Source organism: Cyclobacterium qasimii M12-11B (assembly GCF_000427295.1).
Classification (GTDB): Bacteria; Bacteroidota; Bacteroidia; order Cytophagales; family Cyclobacteriaceae; genus Cyclobacterium; species Cyclobacterium qasimii.
Genome location: NZ_ATNM01000174.1, coordinates 51921 through 68194 on the forward strand (window position 1 = coordinate 51921; position 16274 = coordinate 68194).

Consider the following 16274-nt stretch of genomic DNA (forward strand, 5'->3'; position numbering starts at 1 on the left):
TAATTTGAGAAATTCAGGCCGATTAAAAATTGGAGCTTCATTGAGAGACCAGGTGCTAGTCTTTCTACATCTCAGAACTTTGATCGTATTTTTCTTTCTTTTTAGCTTCTAAGCTAACCTTATCCGTCTTTTTCACTATATCTCTAATAATTTCATCTAACTCTTCTGCAGAATCCATTATCATTTTACGGTAGTTTACCTTTCCAAAATCTTCTTCGAGAGTCTCCTCAGCCATTACCAAACTCATCAATCGCGCCAAAGGAGCTCTTACAACATGGGATTGCATCCAGGCAATCTCCTGTAGCCGCTTATTTTGGTCTTCTATGGCCTTGATGTACTGCATGCGTTCAGTAATATCATTTGCAAGCACTACCTCTGCTTTTACACCTTCATGATCAATCAAGCTACTTTTAATTTCTACCGTAATAATTTCGCCGTTCTTCTTTTGATGGGTAAAAATTTTGGGTCCATTGTTTACCTTTCCGGACCTAATATTATTTATCATTCTTTCCAGCCTTGGTACTTCAAGTTCTGGCCGAATCTGTTTCAGGTTCATTTGTAAAAACTCTTCTTTGGCATAACCGTAATGATCGATGGCCGCCTTATTGACATCCATAAACGCTAATGTCGATAGGTTATAAAGATACATCGGCTGAGGACTGAGATGAAATAACTCCTTGTATTTCAATTCAGAATGTTTCAATTGTTTTGAAATCCTACTTCGCCCAATACTGTAAATAATACTTTTGTAAAGGGAAGTAGGTGATAATTCATCTTTCAATAGGTAATCTGACACGCCCAGAGAAAGCGATTTCATTCCAAATTCTATATTAGAATAGCCCGTAAGTACTACGATACTTGTATCACCTGCAAGTTCCTTTATTTTTAAAATCAAAGCTTCACCTTGCAAATCAGGTAAGGTCAAATCTAAAATTATACCATCAAAATGAAGGTCCTCATCAGTTAGTTTTTCCTGGGCCTCTCCAAAAGTATTTGTAACGGTAAGCTTTAGATTAAGAATTTTTTCATGAAGGTATTCTTCAATTAGAAATACATCGCCCAAATTATCCTCAACCAATAATAAATGATACCCTTCCTGATCCATCGTCAAATTCTATATAAAAATATTTTCAGATAAAGTCCTTAATTAAATTTTAGCCACATAAAATTAATAACCTTATTAATTACGCCAATTCTTACAATAAATACAATCAATGGGCTTCATATCTAAGAATAAAACTAAAATCAAATCTTAGTTTACCTATTCGAAAGTCTTATTGTTTTATGAAAGTACCTTAGGTACAGTAAAATAAAAGGTAGACCCTGCACCATCTTTGGATTGAAATCCAATACTACCCCCCAGGTTCTCAATAATTTTTTTTGCACATGGCCAAACCTATACCAGTGCCAGAATATTTGCTTTTAGAATGAAGTCTGGAGAACAGAATAAAAACCTTGTCCTTTGAGCTTTCAGGAATGCCAATTCCATTGTCTTTCACATAAAACTCCCAAAAGGCATCCTTTTCTTTAGCTGAAACACTGATTTTAGGATTTACTCCGTCCGCTTGGTATTTAAGAGAATTATTGATCAGGTTTTGAAAGACCTGAATGATGGGAGATACTGGAATCCTTAATGTTGGTAGTGGCCCAACTGTTATTTCAGCCCCCTTTTGGGAAATAAGGGTTTGTTGAAGATTCAAAACATCTGAAACAACTGCTGCAAGATCCGTCTCTTTAATTTTTTCCTCCATTCTTCCTACTCTTGAATAGGTCAATAAATCCATGATAATGGCTTTCATCCTAGTCGCCCCATCTACCACGAAGTACATGTATTTCGCTCCTCTTTCATCCAGTACATCTGAATAGTTTTTTTCCAACAGACTAAGAAACCCTGTTATCATCCGTAATGGCTCCTGCAAATCATGTGAGGCGATGTAAGCAAACTGCTCAAGTTCCTCATTAGACTGCTCAAGCTCTCTTGCCTTTTTAATTAACTCTTGATTTAAATTCTTTAGGGTTTCTTCCTCATGTTTTCTATCCGTCACATCTTTTGTCATACCCACTAATCCAACAACTTTACCTGAGGCATCTCTAAGTGCCACTTTATTGGTAAGTAGCCAGGTAATCTTGCCATTGGCATCATAATAGTATTCTTCCAAATTCATGGATGATTGCCCCCCCTCAATAATTTGACGGTCAATTTCTGCCATTCTATTTGCTACCTCTTCAGGAAAATAATCAAACACCGTTTTTCCCAGGGTGACCTCTTCTGATGTGGCACTAAGAAAATTCTCATATTGGAATTTATTGTTAACGATATGCTTACCATTTATGTCTTTTACATAAATATGTATCGGTAAATTGTCAATGATCGTTCTTAATAAAAAACGCTCCTTAAAGAGCGATTCCTCTGCTTGCTTTTTCTCAGTAATATCATAGCCTACCCAAATGTATTGGTAGGTTTTACCTTTACTATTTTTAAAAGGTGTAATTACGGTATCAACCCAAAAAACACCGCCATTGCTTTTTAAACCTTTCAGTTCTCCTCTCCAGATTTTACCTTCAGTAACGGCATCAAGACAGTCTTTCAGGGCTTCATTTTCTTCATAGACGGCATTAGGTAAATCTCCAACTATTTCCTGGTATTGATAACCTGAAACTTCTTGAAATTTCAGGTTTAAGTACTCAACTTTTTGTTTGTGATTGAGAATCATCACAAGACAGGATTCATCCAAGGCAAACCTATAGTCAGAAAGTTCGTTCACACTTTCCAAAAGCTGTTGTTCCCCCTCAAACTGATCCGTAAAATCGGTTATTAGCTCCATCGAACAATTATTGCCATCGATATTCACATAATAACCCAACACTTTAGCGATAAAGATTTCTCCAGATTTTGTTACATGCCGGCAAACCCGATGATGCCCTCCTTTGTCTTTTAACTCTTCAATAATAAAACTATTAACCAATAGAGCCTCTTCAGAGGGCCGAATATCTTTAATATTCAAATTCAAAAATTCCTCTTTGGAATAGCCGTATTTTATTAATGCCTGGTTGTTGCAATCGACAATTTTAAGGGTATCATACTCCCAAATAAAAATGGGCATAGGATTAAAGTCAAAAAACAATTTATAATGACCTTCTGAGATGCCTAATTTTGAAGCTAAAGGTTTTTTTTGATCATTTGAATAAATGATTTCTACAGTACCTATAAACCTTGTTTCTGATCCTTCATGAATTTCACGTCCTTTAATTCTAATGCAGGTCAGATCATTGAGGTATATTGTATCAAAAAAAGGTTTGCTCTCTTTTGTGAGCCTACCGAAATGATTAGAAAGCACCTCAATATAAGGAGACTGGACCTTCTCTAAAAAAGCTGAGAGAGAAATTGAATCAGTATTCCTAAGTTTAAAAATTTCCTGGCCATAGGAAGAAAATTTCATTGTGAGGCTGCCTGGATCAATTTCCCAGGCAGCTATATCACAATGAGTAATTACTTCAGACCAACGTTGATTATCTGCTTCATAAGCTGGCATTTCATGTCTCTCCTATTAAAAAAAACTATTTTATTTCACAAATTCCCGACCAGGCTTCTCAACTAAAAAAGTGTCAATATTCCCATTGTCTTGCAATGTCACGTAAGCCGTTCTACCATCTGATCCACCAAAAGCTATATTAGATGGTTTTTCTCCAGTCATTTTAATTTCCTCAAGCAAATCTCCCTTTGGTGACAACTTTGCAACTGTTCCCTTACCGTGTCTAGTCACATAAAGATCTCCATCAGTATCAACTCTCATTCCATCCATGCCAAAATCTTCAAAAGTATGAATCAATCGCTTGTTTGAAATTTCACCCTCTTCATTCAGGTCATATGCCCAAACAGTACGTTGAACAGATTCATTGACATAGAGGGTTTTGTTGTCCGGACTCACTTCGATTCCGTTAGTCGTTCCCATGTCCGTTTCCAAAAGCACAAACTTTCCATCAAGTCCTACCCTCCAAATTTGACCTTTGCTATTTTTCCAATCCGGGTCGCTGGCAAATACAATGTCATTGTCCATTATGGCAATGTCATTTGGCTGATTCAATTCATCATGATGGGCATAAACAGAAATGGCTAAAGATTCCATGTCCACTTTAAGCACATTATGCCCTGTATAATCGGCGATCAACATTTCTCCTTTACTATTGAAACGAATGCCATTCCCAGTACTGCCTTCAGGTAAGTTAACGAACAAAGACGCTTTTCCATCAGGGGTTACTTTACCAATGGTACCTTGCTTCTCAAAATTAACGACATAAAGCACACCGTTCTTATCAACCGCCGGTCCTTCTATCCCTCCAGTAAACTCACTATTTGAAGTAAAAGGCTGACTTTTATACAATGTATCTACGCTACTCATTTCCTTAATTTCGGTTTCAGATGATTTGGATGAACAGGCTCCTGCACCGACTAATAAAAGCACAAAGACCCAATGATTAATATGATTTATTACCATTTCTAAATATAGGTTAAAAATAAAAATATATGTATTATTCTATGATTACAAGGATTCGAGTAAAATAAAATAGATTTCATGCGAATATATTTATTTTTTGACAGATAAAAGTTCTTTATCCATGACTATTTTTAAGGATCAGGGATAACCTTTTTTTACCTGTTTTCTATTAAAAATATTCCCGGCATTATTCAAAAATTATCCTTAGATGTTGAAACCAATGGTCATAAAATTTATACCATTTTGAGAATTGTAAAGAACCTGGTAAACCATTTTTACTGTTAGCCTATTCTCACTTGGGAAAATCACAAACAAGGATTGTTGAAACTTACCAGGGACATTTGGGATAACTCTTAATCTAACTGATTTTCAACAGCATATGTAATGATCTCAAAAATTAAATCCAAAATAGGCAGTAGCCGTTGCGCTTTTTAAAATCCCTCCAGCCCTTCAAAATTTACTGTTTAATCCACACATAACCCACTTTCTCATCAATCATTTAGGCCCACAAAAAAGTTAAAGTTGGGGTTCATCCCATTACATTTGGAGAAAAAATATTATTCCTATATATTCAATGTACATAATACGAAAACTAAACCTATATCTACAATCATGGAAAAGATGAAAAGAAGAAATACGATCAAAAAAATCTTTGCTTCACTTGCTGGAGTGGCAGGAATAAGCGCTGTTGCCAAAGCAAACACTAGTGTTTCACAAAGCACCGAAAAAGAAGCATTCAGCATTGTAGAAGAGCAGGACGTACCATTGTTTTCTGGTGCAACCAAACAAGGAAATACAGTGTATATCGCGGGTAAAGGTGCCCACTTTGATGGCGATATTAAAGCCCATACTGATCATGTATTAAAAGAACTAGAAAAAGAGCTCATTAAAGCAGGTAGCTCTATGGATAAGGTACTTAAAGTAAATGTTTACCTACATGACCTAAGTGATTACAAAGGCATGAATGAAATCTTTAGAGGCAGGTTCGGAAGTAAGCCACCAGTAAGAACTACTGTTGCGACTTATGGAGGTGTACCAGGAGACTCCTTAGTGGAAATGGATTGTATTGCTTACATTTAAAAGGTCAAATCAAGCTTATAACCCGTTAACCCGATTACCTTGAAAAAAGAAATGATTTTCAAATCACTAATTGGAGCAGGCATTTTGTGCCTGCTCTTAGCTTTAGTATTTATTATTCCCGGCAATATTGAGCATGCAGCAATACCATTAATACTGTTTTTTGTTTTAATGGGTATAGGCTTTCGAGGATTCGAAAAACTCAAAGGTTTTACTTACACCACCATGATATTTGCAGGGGTTACTGCAGCCATGTACTACCCTGAATATTTTGTAGAGTACAAAGGTTACACTTACAGTAATCTCATTACACCCCTTATCCAAATAATCATGTTTGGAATGGGAACATCCATGGCATTTAAAGACTTTGCAGGGGTGATAAAAATGCCTAAAGGGGTATTTATTGGTTTACTGAGCCAATTCACCATCATGCCTATTACAGGTTTTATCCTGGCAAGTTTAAGTAATTTTCCTGCTGAGATTGCCGCAGGTTTGATTCTAATTGGCTGCTCGCCCAGTGGGCTTGCATCTAATGTTATGAGTTACCTGGCCAAAGCAAATTTGGCCTTATCAATTACAATTACTGCCATTTCTACCCTTTTAGCCCCCTTTTTTAACACCATTGTTAATGAAGTTATTGGCGGGCCAATTTGTGGAGATAGATGTGCTGGACATGATGTGGAGCATTATCAAAATGGTCATCATCCCTATTGGAGCTGGACTCATTTTCAATAGAGTTCTTAGTGGAAAAGCCAAATGGTTAGATGACGCAATGCCAATAGTATCAATGGCAGGGATAGGTGTAATTATCGTTATCATTACTGCTGCTGGAAGAGATAGCCTTCTAGATATCGGTGGTATACTGATTGTTCTTGTATTTATCCACAATGTTATGGGATACAATCTTGGATTTTGGATCAGCAAATGGCTGGGTCTTTCAGAAAGAGACGCACGAACTGTCGCTTTAGAAGTCGGTATGCAAAATGGTGGACTGGCCTCAGGCCTGGCCAAGGAAATGGGCAAACTTGCTACAATTGGTTTAGCACCTGCCGTTTTTGGTCCTTTAATGAACATTACCGGATCCGTACTTGCCTCCTATTGGCATAGAAAGCCAATAAAAGAATAGACGCTTTTGAAAAAGCTCGTTTTATTTCGGCTGTTATTGCTATCAGCAATGCTGCTGCTTGTACTATATTTCTACCTAATCCTATCAGGGAATTACGGGCCATCAGGTCCATTCCTGATAGGATTTATGGTATTGTTAGGCATTGCATTTAACTTAAACCCAAAACTTAAAGGCTACACCTATACGGTGATGATATTCGGTGCCGCCACCCTGGCACTTTACTATCCACAACCTTTCATTTTTTATAAAGGGTATGCCCTTAGCCAATTGATTACCCCACTTATCCAATTCATTATGTTTGGAATGGGTACTGCAATGGCGGTTAAGGATTTTGTTCAAATTGGCAAAAATCCAAAGGGTGTATTTATAGGCTTGGTATGTCAATTGACCTTGATGCCTTTATCAGGATGGGCCATCGCTCATTGGAGCGGATTACCTATAGAAATTGCTGCTGGCATCATTCTGGTCGGCTGCTCCCCCAGTGGCGTAGCCTCCAATGTAATTAGCTACCTGGCCAAAGCCAACCTTGCACTGTCGATAACGATCACTGCCATGTCTACCTTGTTGGCGCCATTTGCTACGCCATTTTTAATGAAATGGCTGGCAGGCTCAATGATAGAAATTAATGTCGGAGTCATGATGTGGAGCATCGTTAAAATGGTCATCATTCCAATTGGGGCGGGCTTATTGGTTAACCACCTGTTCCGTAATAGAATAAGCTTTCTACAAAAAGTAATGCCTACACTTTCAATGGTTGTCGTCGCCATTGTAATCGTTCTCATCACCGCCTCAGGACGGGACAATTTAATGGATATTGGATTTATACTATTAGGACTTGTTCTCCTTCACAATATAGTGGGCTACCTTCTCGGGTATTCTGCAAGCAAAGCCCTTGGCCTGGATGAAAGAGATTCAAGGACCATCGCGCTAGAAGTGGGGCTTCAAAATGGCGGCATGGCTGGTGCTCTTGCCAAGGAAATGGGAAAATTAGCCACCGTGGGTTTGGCTCCTGCTGTCTTTAGCATCATTATGAACATTACCGGATCTGTACTCGCTTCTTACTGGCATAAAAACGAGCCAAAAGTAAAGACGAGAAAATAGATCATTTATTTTCTCGTCTTTGCTTATTGGAAGGAATCTCTAAATGAAATTTTTTGACAAATCCCGATAAACTATCGAAGTTTAAACACACGTACTGCTGAATTATTGAAGGAATAAACAAAGTAGGTTTCCCCAGCTACCTTAATGGTTTGAATATCCCTGACCTCTTTTTGAAAGAATAAACCAGCTTTTGCTGCAGGGATTGCCTTTAGCTTAGCATTTTGTGCATCTATATTAAATACAAATCCTGGATTGGCATCCAACTGACCTGTGCTTACACGGGTCTTCCTAATGTTACCTCCAGTTAGTAAAATTGACTGATTGTCTGCAGGAATTAAGGCTTTATTCATTGCAAACAGAGGAGAAAGCTGCAACTCCATCGGTAATTTATCTGTGGTGAAATTACCTTTTCCATCATTGATTAAAGCAATTGAAGATAAACTTTCTGCCTGAAGCGTATCGGCTCCATTTAGATCTAATGAACCGAAAAGGTCTTCCACGCTTACTTCTGCAAACGATTTATAATCCATAAATTCCCCTTTCAATTTAGGCAATTGTCCGATTATTTCATCCCTACTAAAGGCAAATGAACTTGTATCTGCTTTATAATAGGTAAGTATAGGGTCTGTTCTTCCATTGTTGTCAAAGTCTTTGTATACCACCTGTAAGGGTTGTTCGGTATTGGCCTTGTAAACAAGGTTCTCTCCATAATTACCAGCCAAGAGATCCAAATCTCCATCTCCATCAAGATCTGTTGGATACAGGCTTAACCACCATCCCTTTGTCGCCTCGGTTAGTGCGGTATGCTTGGCTACAAATTGCTTTCCTTCAAGGCTGTATATCTGAATACCCATCCATTCTCCAGCAATAACCAATTCTGATTTGCCATCCCCATTGGTGTCTACAAAGCAAGCATCGCTCACCAAGCCCGGTACCATCAACGCTGGGTTGTATTCCTGTGTGACATCTTTAAAGCTACCTTTTCCATCATTCTCCAACAAATAACTTCGCGGAGCTTCCGGATAATTGCCTGGAAGATAGCGTCCCCCTACGAACAAATCAGGCAAACCATCCCCATTGAAATCGCTGCTGGCAACTGCTCCGCCACTTACCGCCATCTGAGGAAGTGCTGAAATATTTCTTTTAAAATTACCTCTACCGTCATTGATGTAAAGCCTGTCCTGGTACAAGTCACTTTCTTTTGGATGATCAGTGCCTCCACTTACTACATATAGATCAAGGTAACCATCTCCATTTGCATCCAGCCAAAGCGCATCAGTGTCAGTATAACGACTGTCTGCTTCAAAAGCCGCTTGTTTACTTTCAGAGAATTTACCTTGGGAATTTTGCACATACAACACTGCTGCCTGGTCTTTTCCTCCTCCAATATATAAATCCTCTAGTTTATCGCCATTAACATCAGCGATGGCCAATTTAGGCCCCATAGCTCCCATACTATTGGGCATTAATCTGTCCTGAGAAAAATCTAGGAAATTGGTTTCCTGATGGGTATAAGTAATACCTAAGGCTCCGGTTACTTCTTCCAGTAATTTGGGAGTCTCTTTTTTCGCCAACTCTTGTAATTGACCCTCTGACTGATCCAGTAGTATTGTTTGATTAACCGAAACCTGAGCTATGGTTTGGGTTTCGCCTGTCGGCCAAAATACCTGTAAGCTATCTATGCTTGAATTTTCTCCTAAACCAAAAACCAATTCCTGGTCTACAGAAGATTGATAGCCCCTGGTAGGTATTAGTTCCTGATGATATTGGTTACCATTTGAATAGACCAATACTTTGGTGCCTATACCTTTACTATTCAAACCTGTTCCTTTTAGTCTGACTTTAAGGAAGGAATGGTTGGATAACCTTTCGCTATTGTTTCTAAAGACCGTTACAGGGTCATTGGTATGACAGACGATAAGATCCAAATCACCATCTCCATCTAGGTCTGCATAAGCAGCGGCATTGGAAACGGTTTCTTCTTCCAAACCCCATTCTTTGGCTTTGTTTTCAAATTTTAAGTTGCCTTGATTATGGTACAAATAATTTCTAACATAAATCGGAGGCATCTTATCGATCAGTTCCATTAATGCTTCTTCTTTTCCAGTCTGATTGGCTTTTATCCGCGCATCTACCACGTAATTCATAAAATCCATGTCCAGGTAATTACGGGCGTAACCATTGCTGATAAAAATATCTTTCCAGCCATCATTGTCAAAGTCTGCGGCCAAAACTGCCCAACTCCAATCGGTATGTGCCACTCCACTGTACTGAGCAATTTCCACAAAGTTTCCATCTCCTTGATTGAGCTGGAACATGTTGCGCATGCTTTGCGGATAAAAACCCTTATTCAATAATTCACTGTATTTACCATAATTCTCAGGCCCTAGCATTGCCTTCTGGTTGAAATTAAATTCCGGCATCATGTCCATTGTGAGCAAGTCAGGCAACAGGTCATTGTTCATGTCTGCTGCATCTGCCCCCATAGAAAATAGTGATACGTGCCCCATATGGCCTCTCAATGCCTCTTTAAAAGTGCCATCTTTTTGGTTGTAATAGAGGTAATCTTCTTCGTTATAATCATTGCTAACATAGATATCTAGCCAGCCATCATTGTCATAATCACTTACTGTAACTGCAAGGCCGAAGCCCAGCACATTGTCAATAATGCCACTTTCTTTCGTGATGTCTACAAATTGACCATTGTCATTTCTATACAATCTATCGCCTAAAAAATCTCCGGTTCTGGATTTAAAAGAACCATCTATCCTGCTGAAGCCAGCATATTCCTGGGTGGAATGATTGAGAAGGAACATGTCCAAATCTCCATCATTGTCATAGTCGAAAAAAGAAGCTTGAGTTGAATATCCAGGGTCATCTAAGCCATAATCTTTTGCAGCTTCTACGAAAGTGAGGTCACCCTGATTGATATACAGCTGATTTGTACGTCTCTCTGGATCCTTGGCAGCTGATCTGCATATATAAATATCTAAAAGTCCATCTCCATTTACATCAGCCATGGTAGTACCAGTATTCCACAAACCTGCTGCTTCGACACCAGCTTGAGAAGTGATGTCTTCAAATTCAAAATCGCCTTTATTCAAATAAAGTTTGCTGGCCATCATATTACCTGTAAAGTAAATGTCAGGCAAACCATCATTGTTAATATCGCCAACAGCTACTCCTCCACCTTGATAAAAATAACCGTAGGTAAGCACATTGAAGGCATCTGATTCTTTTACCAAATTCTTAAACGAAATCCCTGATGAAGATGAGGAAACTTTTGTAAACAAAGCATTCGGATCTTCCTGTTTGCATGAAAAAATGCTTGCCAACAAAAAAGATGTATCAGAGATTTAGAATAATTTTTCATCGCATTCTTATTTTGGTATAAAACTAAAAAAAAGTGCCGTTAAAACGGCACTTTTTTATTCATCTATATTAAATTTTTCTTATTAATCTACTTTTTTATCCCACCAAAGCTTGGTGCTGTTCAAGTTTCCACCTACAAGTTCAGGGAACTCTTCAGCAGCTTCAACAGCTTCAATGTTATTGGAATATTCACCTGAAACGAAGATCAACCTAGGCATCACCTCATCTTTAGCTACATCTAAGTTATCAGATGTTAAACGAGGGAAAGGTTTAGGGAAATTAGTTCTCCTTAACTCAGCCCAAGCTTCCCAACCATCAGGATAAATGGCAATCCATTTTTGGGTACCAATTTGCTCTAATTGTTCCTCACTTGTTCCTCCTGTTTTGAAGGCAACTGGGATATCTGACATAGCAGCAATGTTCCATTCAGGTTTGTAAGAATACGATACATCACTAGGTGTATTAGTGCTATTGATGTAAGCATCAACAGTAGCCGGTAAAGCTGCAATTCTTGGTTCTGTTAAAGAAAGGGTAATTCCTTTTTCATAGAACTCCTGAGCTGTTCCGCCCATGGCCCATCCTTCAACTGCACCTTCTGCAAGCAAAAACTGAGCTTCAGCAGCACTAAGTACTCTCCAAGGCTCTCCAGCAGCACTTCCGCCACGTCCTTCATTTAAGAAAATAGTACCCATATCTGAATTCAGATCATTCAAATTAGGTGTTCCCAATTCTTCTCTGGTAAGTCCATTTCTTAAACCTTTGTGAGGCATGCCTTCTCCAGTGTTTACATAATCAACAGTTTCGCTGAAAAATACACCAGTTCTTGGATCTTCAAAACCCACCATTACACTTTCCATCAAAGCACTCATTCTGTACTCACCCCAGTTGGTAATGATCCAATAAGGATTTCTAGAGTTTATTGTAGTTAGAATTTCTGCACCATCTGCATTTGTGGCCATTACACCATCAGCTACAGCTTTCTCAGCTTCAGTTTTTGCCAAAGCAGGCTCTACAAACTTAACCCTCATAGCCAATCTCAACCTAAGTGTATTGGCAAAGGTCAACCATTTGTCTACAGAACCACCATATATCTGATCATGGCCAACAAAAGCACTTGAACCAGTGTTTTGTTTCAATACAGCTACTGCCTCATCCAATGTTACAAAGAAATCTTTGTAAATATCTTCCTGAGTATCATAAGCTACACTGGTTTCACCATTACCAAAATTGGAATAAATAATAGGACCCCAATAATCGGTGATTCTATGGTATGACGCTACTTTCCAAACTTTAATTATGGCATTTTCTACAGGAAGATCATTTGCTTCAGTAAATTCTTCTACAAATTGGATAACCGGAGCGGCTTGTCCGTAGAAGTAACTCCAAGCACTATTGGACCAACCACCTACCTGAACATAACGATCAGAATCAAAGTTTACCTGAGTGGTAGCAAAGTACTGAGAGTACAAGTCACCAAATAAACTTTGTGCAATCTGGAAGCCTGAGGTTCCTCCTCCTGGAGCGAGGTACATGGCACGAGCCTGTGCATTCGCAAATGCGTTCCCCAATAGACCAATATCTAAATTGTCTGCAACTAGTGCATCTGGTCGGGTGTTCAACTCTTCGAAGTTTTCCGTACAGGCACCTAGTGAAAGTGCTGCGACGGATAAACCCATTGCTATTTTAGAAATTTTTATCATCTTCAAATTTTTTAAAATCCTAAATTAAGATTAAAACCAAAAGATCTGGCAGTCGGCGGTGCAAAGGAATCAAATCCTACAGCCGAAGCAGATGTTCCAGTAGTCACATCTGGATCAATATTTCCAGCTTCGTTTAGGAAGAAAAACAAGTTTCTGGCTACGAAAGAAACACTAACAGAGTTTATTGGCAATCCTTCTAATTTACTAGCAGGAACAGCATAACCAATAACGGCTTCTCTCATCCTAATATTCGTTGCAGATACAGAGAATACTTCTCCGATAGGAGCATTTCTACCACCCATATTTACCCAGAACAATTCTGCAGTAGTTTCTATGGTGTTAGGAGCGTATGTTCCATCCTCAAGTTGCATTACAGCAGTTTCGTCAGACATGAAGTTATCACCAAAGATCAAACCGCCATCTCTTCCTTGAAGTGTTTCTTCAGTTACACCATCTGCATAAGCTACAGCATTGGTAAAGGAAGAAATACTACCACCTTGTCTGAAGTCTATAGTAAAGTTAGCAGTAAAGTTTTTGTATTTAAAGGTATTTTGGATACCACCAGTCCATACAGGATTGTAATTAGCAACTCTTACAGTTTTACCAGGAGTAGTTAATGGAACACCATTCTCTCCTATGATTACAGCACCATCATCAGTTCTCAAATAACCTCTAGAATATACTTCTCCAAAAGGCAAGCCTTCTTCAATTCTAAATTCTCTTAAGAAATCACTACCTACAACGATACTTGGTCGTTCGTCATTGATTTCGTTAACCATTGAAGTATTTCTGGCAAAGTTACCAGTAATATTCCAGTTGAAATCAGCTCTTCTCATTGGAGTAATGTTAAGCACTACTTCAATACCTTCATTTTGCACATCTCCACCATTGGTGAAAAAGCTTGAAGCACCAGAACCAACAGGCAAGGCTACAGTAAATAACTGATTAAAAGAGTTCGTCTTGTAGTAAGTGAAATCAATTCCTAAACGATTTTGCAAAAATCTAAGATCAGTACCTACTTCTATAGATTGTGTAGTTTCAGGAAGTAAATTAGTATTAGGCAATTGCGTACTCAAAGACACATAACCGCCGATACCACCTGCTCCGAAAGCAGCAGTTCTTTGTAAAGAATAAGGATTGGTATCATTACCAACTTCTGCAAAAGATCCTCTAGCCTTGGCAAAAGTAAACCAAGATGGGAATTCAAATAAATCAGAGATCACGGCATTCAAACCCACAGAAGGGTAGAAGAAAGACCAGTTCTCTCTTGGCAATGTGGAAGACCAGTCATTTCTCGCAGTAATGTCAAGGAAGATTGCATTTTTCCATGCCAATTGACCAAATCCATAAAGTGAATTTACATCCTTAGGACTTCCTACACTGTAAGAAGAAACCACTTGCTGTGTATTACTCAAAGCAAAGAAATTAGGAACAATCATGTTCTGCCCAGTATTAGAACTTAAGCTGGAGTTTCTATTGATCCTTGCGTTACCACCAGCATTGATATTGAAATACCAATCTTGACTTAAAGTTTTCTCGTAAGAAACCAAGAAGTCTGTGTTGATTTCCATGCTTTCAGACTGACTTACAGTATATCTACCGTTTTGTGCAATGATATAAGAGTCATTAGACCATTTTTCTTCACCTACACCGAAAGTACGGTCTAAAGATGCTCTAGCCAGTACGGTTAAACCTTCAGAAATCTCATAATTAGCAGAAGTAAATGCAATGATTCTATCAAAACTATCTGTACTAACATTTCTATTTAAAGTCCAGTAAGGATTAGCTCCACCGTTTGATCCTGGATTGAAATAATTTTGACGTGTTAGTCCAGTAGAACTCACATATTCAAAGTTTGAAATGTCTTCAGTTCGAATATTTCTTGGCAACCTTACAATATGTCTGTTAGGATTACTGTATGTTTCTCCTGTAGCAAGTTGGTTGTTAATGTCCTGACGGATATAATTGATTTTAGAATCTAAAGTCAATTTATCTGTCAATTTATTTGTGATCCTTAAGTTGATACTGTGTCTTCCCAAATTATTATCAGGCACAACACCTGCAGCATCAGTAAACGTATAAGAGAAGTACGTTTGATTTCTATCGTTTCCACCACTGACCGCTAAAGTTGTAGCGAAGTTATGACCTGTTTGATAGAAGTCGTTAATATTATCTGGCTGTGGTGAAAAAGCGTAAGACTCAGAAGTTCTATTAGGATCTGGAGACCACTGAGCTACAGTAGCACCATCCAAGGCAGGACCCCAAGAAAATTCAGAAGTTGGAGAATAAACGCCATTACTTCCTTGACCATATTCATTTTGATAGTTAGTCAAAATCAAAGGCTGATCAAACATATAAGAAGTGTTCAAACTAACTTTGAAGCCATCAGTTGAACCTCTTTTAGTAGTTACAACAATCGCTCCGTTATTTGCACGGCTACCATAAAGGGCCGCTGCGTTTGGACCTTTCAATACGTTTATACTAGCAATATCATCAGGGTTAAGTGTTTCGATTCCTTTAGCAGGAACACCATCCACTATATAAAGAGGTTGACTGTCTCCACTAATGGAACGGTTACCTCTTAATACTACCCTTGTAGAACCACCAACACCAGTACCAGAACGGTTAATAGAAAGACCAGCTACTTTACCAGAAAGAGAATTCACAACGTTCAATTCTCTCGCTTGAGTAAGCTCTTCAGTATTAACTTCTTGAGTAGTGTAGGTCAATGCTTTCTTTTCTCTCTCTAAACCGAAAGCAGTTACTACTACTTCAGATAAAGCAGATTCTTCACCTGCAAGAGCTACATTAATTTCACTATTGTTTCCTACTGTTCTTTCCATTTTCCCATATCCTAAATAGGAGAAAATAAGAGTTGCAGTTGGACCTGAAACATCCAGTGTATATTTACCATCCATGTCAGTGATGGTTCCTGTACTGGATCCTTTTATCAATATGCTGACTCCCGGTAAAGGGGCATCAGCGTCGGCATCAGTCACGGTACCCGTGACAGTGCGATTCTGGGCCATTGCCTGTATTGTAAACAAGGCCAGAAAAAAACGAGTAATCTTTTTTTCATAAGTAAATGAACAAATTTAATTAAATAAGTATTGGAAATTTTTTCCAATGTTTAATTTTTACTTGAAAATCGCTGAATACCAGCAATACCCCTCGAACACAGTCCGAGACAAACTAAATACCCAAATAACATAATCCTAGCCTTAACTCATAATTTATTGAATAGTTTTAAAGTCATGACGACGATAAATCATTCAATGGATTAAGAATTTAAATAAAGGTTATTATAATTAATGGGTGGATTTGACGCTAATATACTGAAAAATATTTTGCTCATACAACCCTATTACCTTTGAAATAATTTAATTTAAAAATAATACCCCC

At 38.3% G+C, this 16274-nt stretch carries 8 protein-coding genes and 1 pseudogene; 3 read left to right on the forward strand and 6 right to left on the reverse strand.

The window, feature by feature from the left end:
* Positions 1 to 64: 64 nt before the first annotated feature.
* From ADICYQ_RS22050 to ADICYQ_RS22060, 3 genes are all read right to left on the reverse strand, one after another.
* On the reverse strand, positions 65 to 1105 hold the full coding sequence (locus ADICYQ_RS22050; RefSeq protein WP_020892656.1) for a PAS domain-containing response regulator: 1041 nt from the start codon (positions 1103 to 1105) through the stop codon (positions 65 to 67).
* A gap of 262 nt (positions 1106 to 1367) precedes the next feature.
* A complete protein-coding gene (locus ADICYQ_RS22055) occupies positions 1368 to 3533 on the reverse strand; it encodes a PAS domain S-box protein (protein ID WP_020892657.1) in 2166 nt (721 codons plus the stop codon).
* Positions 3534 to 3563: 30 nt separating this feature from the next.
* On the reverse strand, positions 3564 to 4496 hold the full coding sequence (locus ADICYQ_RS22060; protein ID WP_020892658.1) for an SMP-30/gluconolactonase/LRE family protein: 933 nt from the start codon (positions 4494 to 4496) through the stop codon (positions 3564 to 3566).
* Between the two features lie 612 nt (positions 4497 to 5108).
* On the opposite strand from ADICYQ_RS22060, the gene ADICYQ_RS22065 reads away from it, so the two are divergent.
* The 3 genes and pseudogenes from ADICYQ_RS22065 (at position 5109) to ADICYQ_RS22075 (ending at position 7800) form a co-directional block, all read left to right on the forward strand.
* Positions 5109 to 5576: a RidA family protein gene (locus ADICYQ_RS22065; RefSeq protein ID WP_020892659.1), complete on the forward strand. Its 468-nt coding sequence runs from the start codon at positions 5109 to 5111 to the stop codon at positions 5574 to 5576.
* 51 nt (positions 5577 to 5627) lie between these two features.
* Positions 5628 to 6699, forward strand: a pseudogene (locus ADICYQ_RS22070) (bile acid:sodium symporter family protein).
* A 6-nt stretch (positions 6700 to 6705) separates the two neighbouring features.
* Positions 6706 to 7800, forward strand: coding sequence for a bile acid:sodium symporter family protein (locus ADICYQ_RS22075; RefSeq protein WP_040417603.1), 1095 nt, complete (start codon positions 6706 to 6708; stop codon positions 7798 to 7800).
* 71 nt (positions 7801 to 7871) lie between these two features.
* Here the strand turns inward: ADICYQ_RS22075 and ADICYQ_RS22080 are convergent, their stop codons facing one another.
* The 3 genes from ADICYQ_RS22080 to ADICYQ_RS22090 all read right to left on the reverse strand — a co-directional run bounded on the left by ADICYQ_RS22080 (position 7872) and on the right by ADICYQ_RS22090 (position 15901).
* Positions 7872 to 11135, reverse strand: coding sequence for a VCBS repeat-containing protein (locus ADICYQ_RS22080; protein ID WP_235114854.1), 3264 nt, complete (start codon positions 11133 to 11135; stop codon positions 7872 to 7874).
* Positions 11136 to 11255: 120 nt separating this feature from the next.
* On the reverse strand, positions 11256 to 12872 hold the full coding sequence (locus tag ADICYQ_RS22085; protein ID WP_020892666.1) for a SusD/RagB family nutrient-binding outer membrane lipoprotein: 1617 nt from the start codon (positions 12870 to 12872) through the stop codon (positions 11256 to 11258).
* A gap of 11 nt (positions 12873 to 12883) precedes the next feature.
* Entirely contained in the window at positions 12884 to 15901 is a 3018-nt protein-coding gene (locus ADICYQ_RS22090) for a SusC/RagA family TonB-linked outer membrane protein (protein WP_020892667.1), read from the reverse strand.
* Between the last annotated feature and the right edge of the window lie 373 nt (positions 15902 to 16274).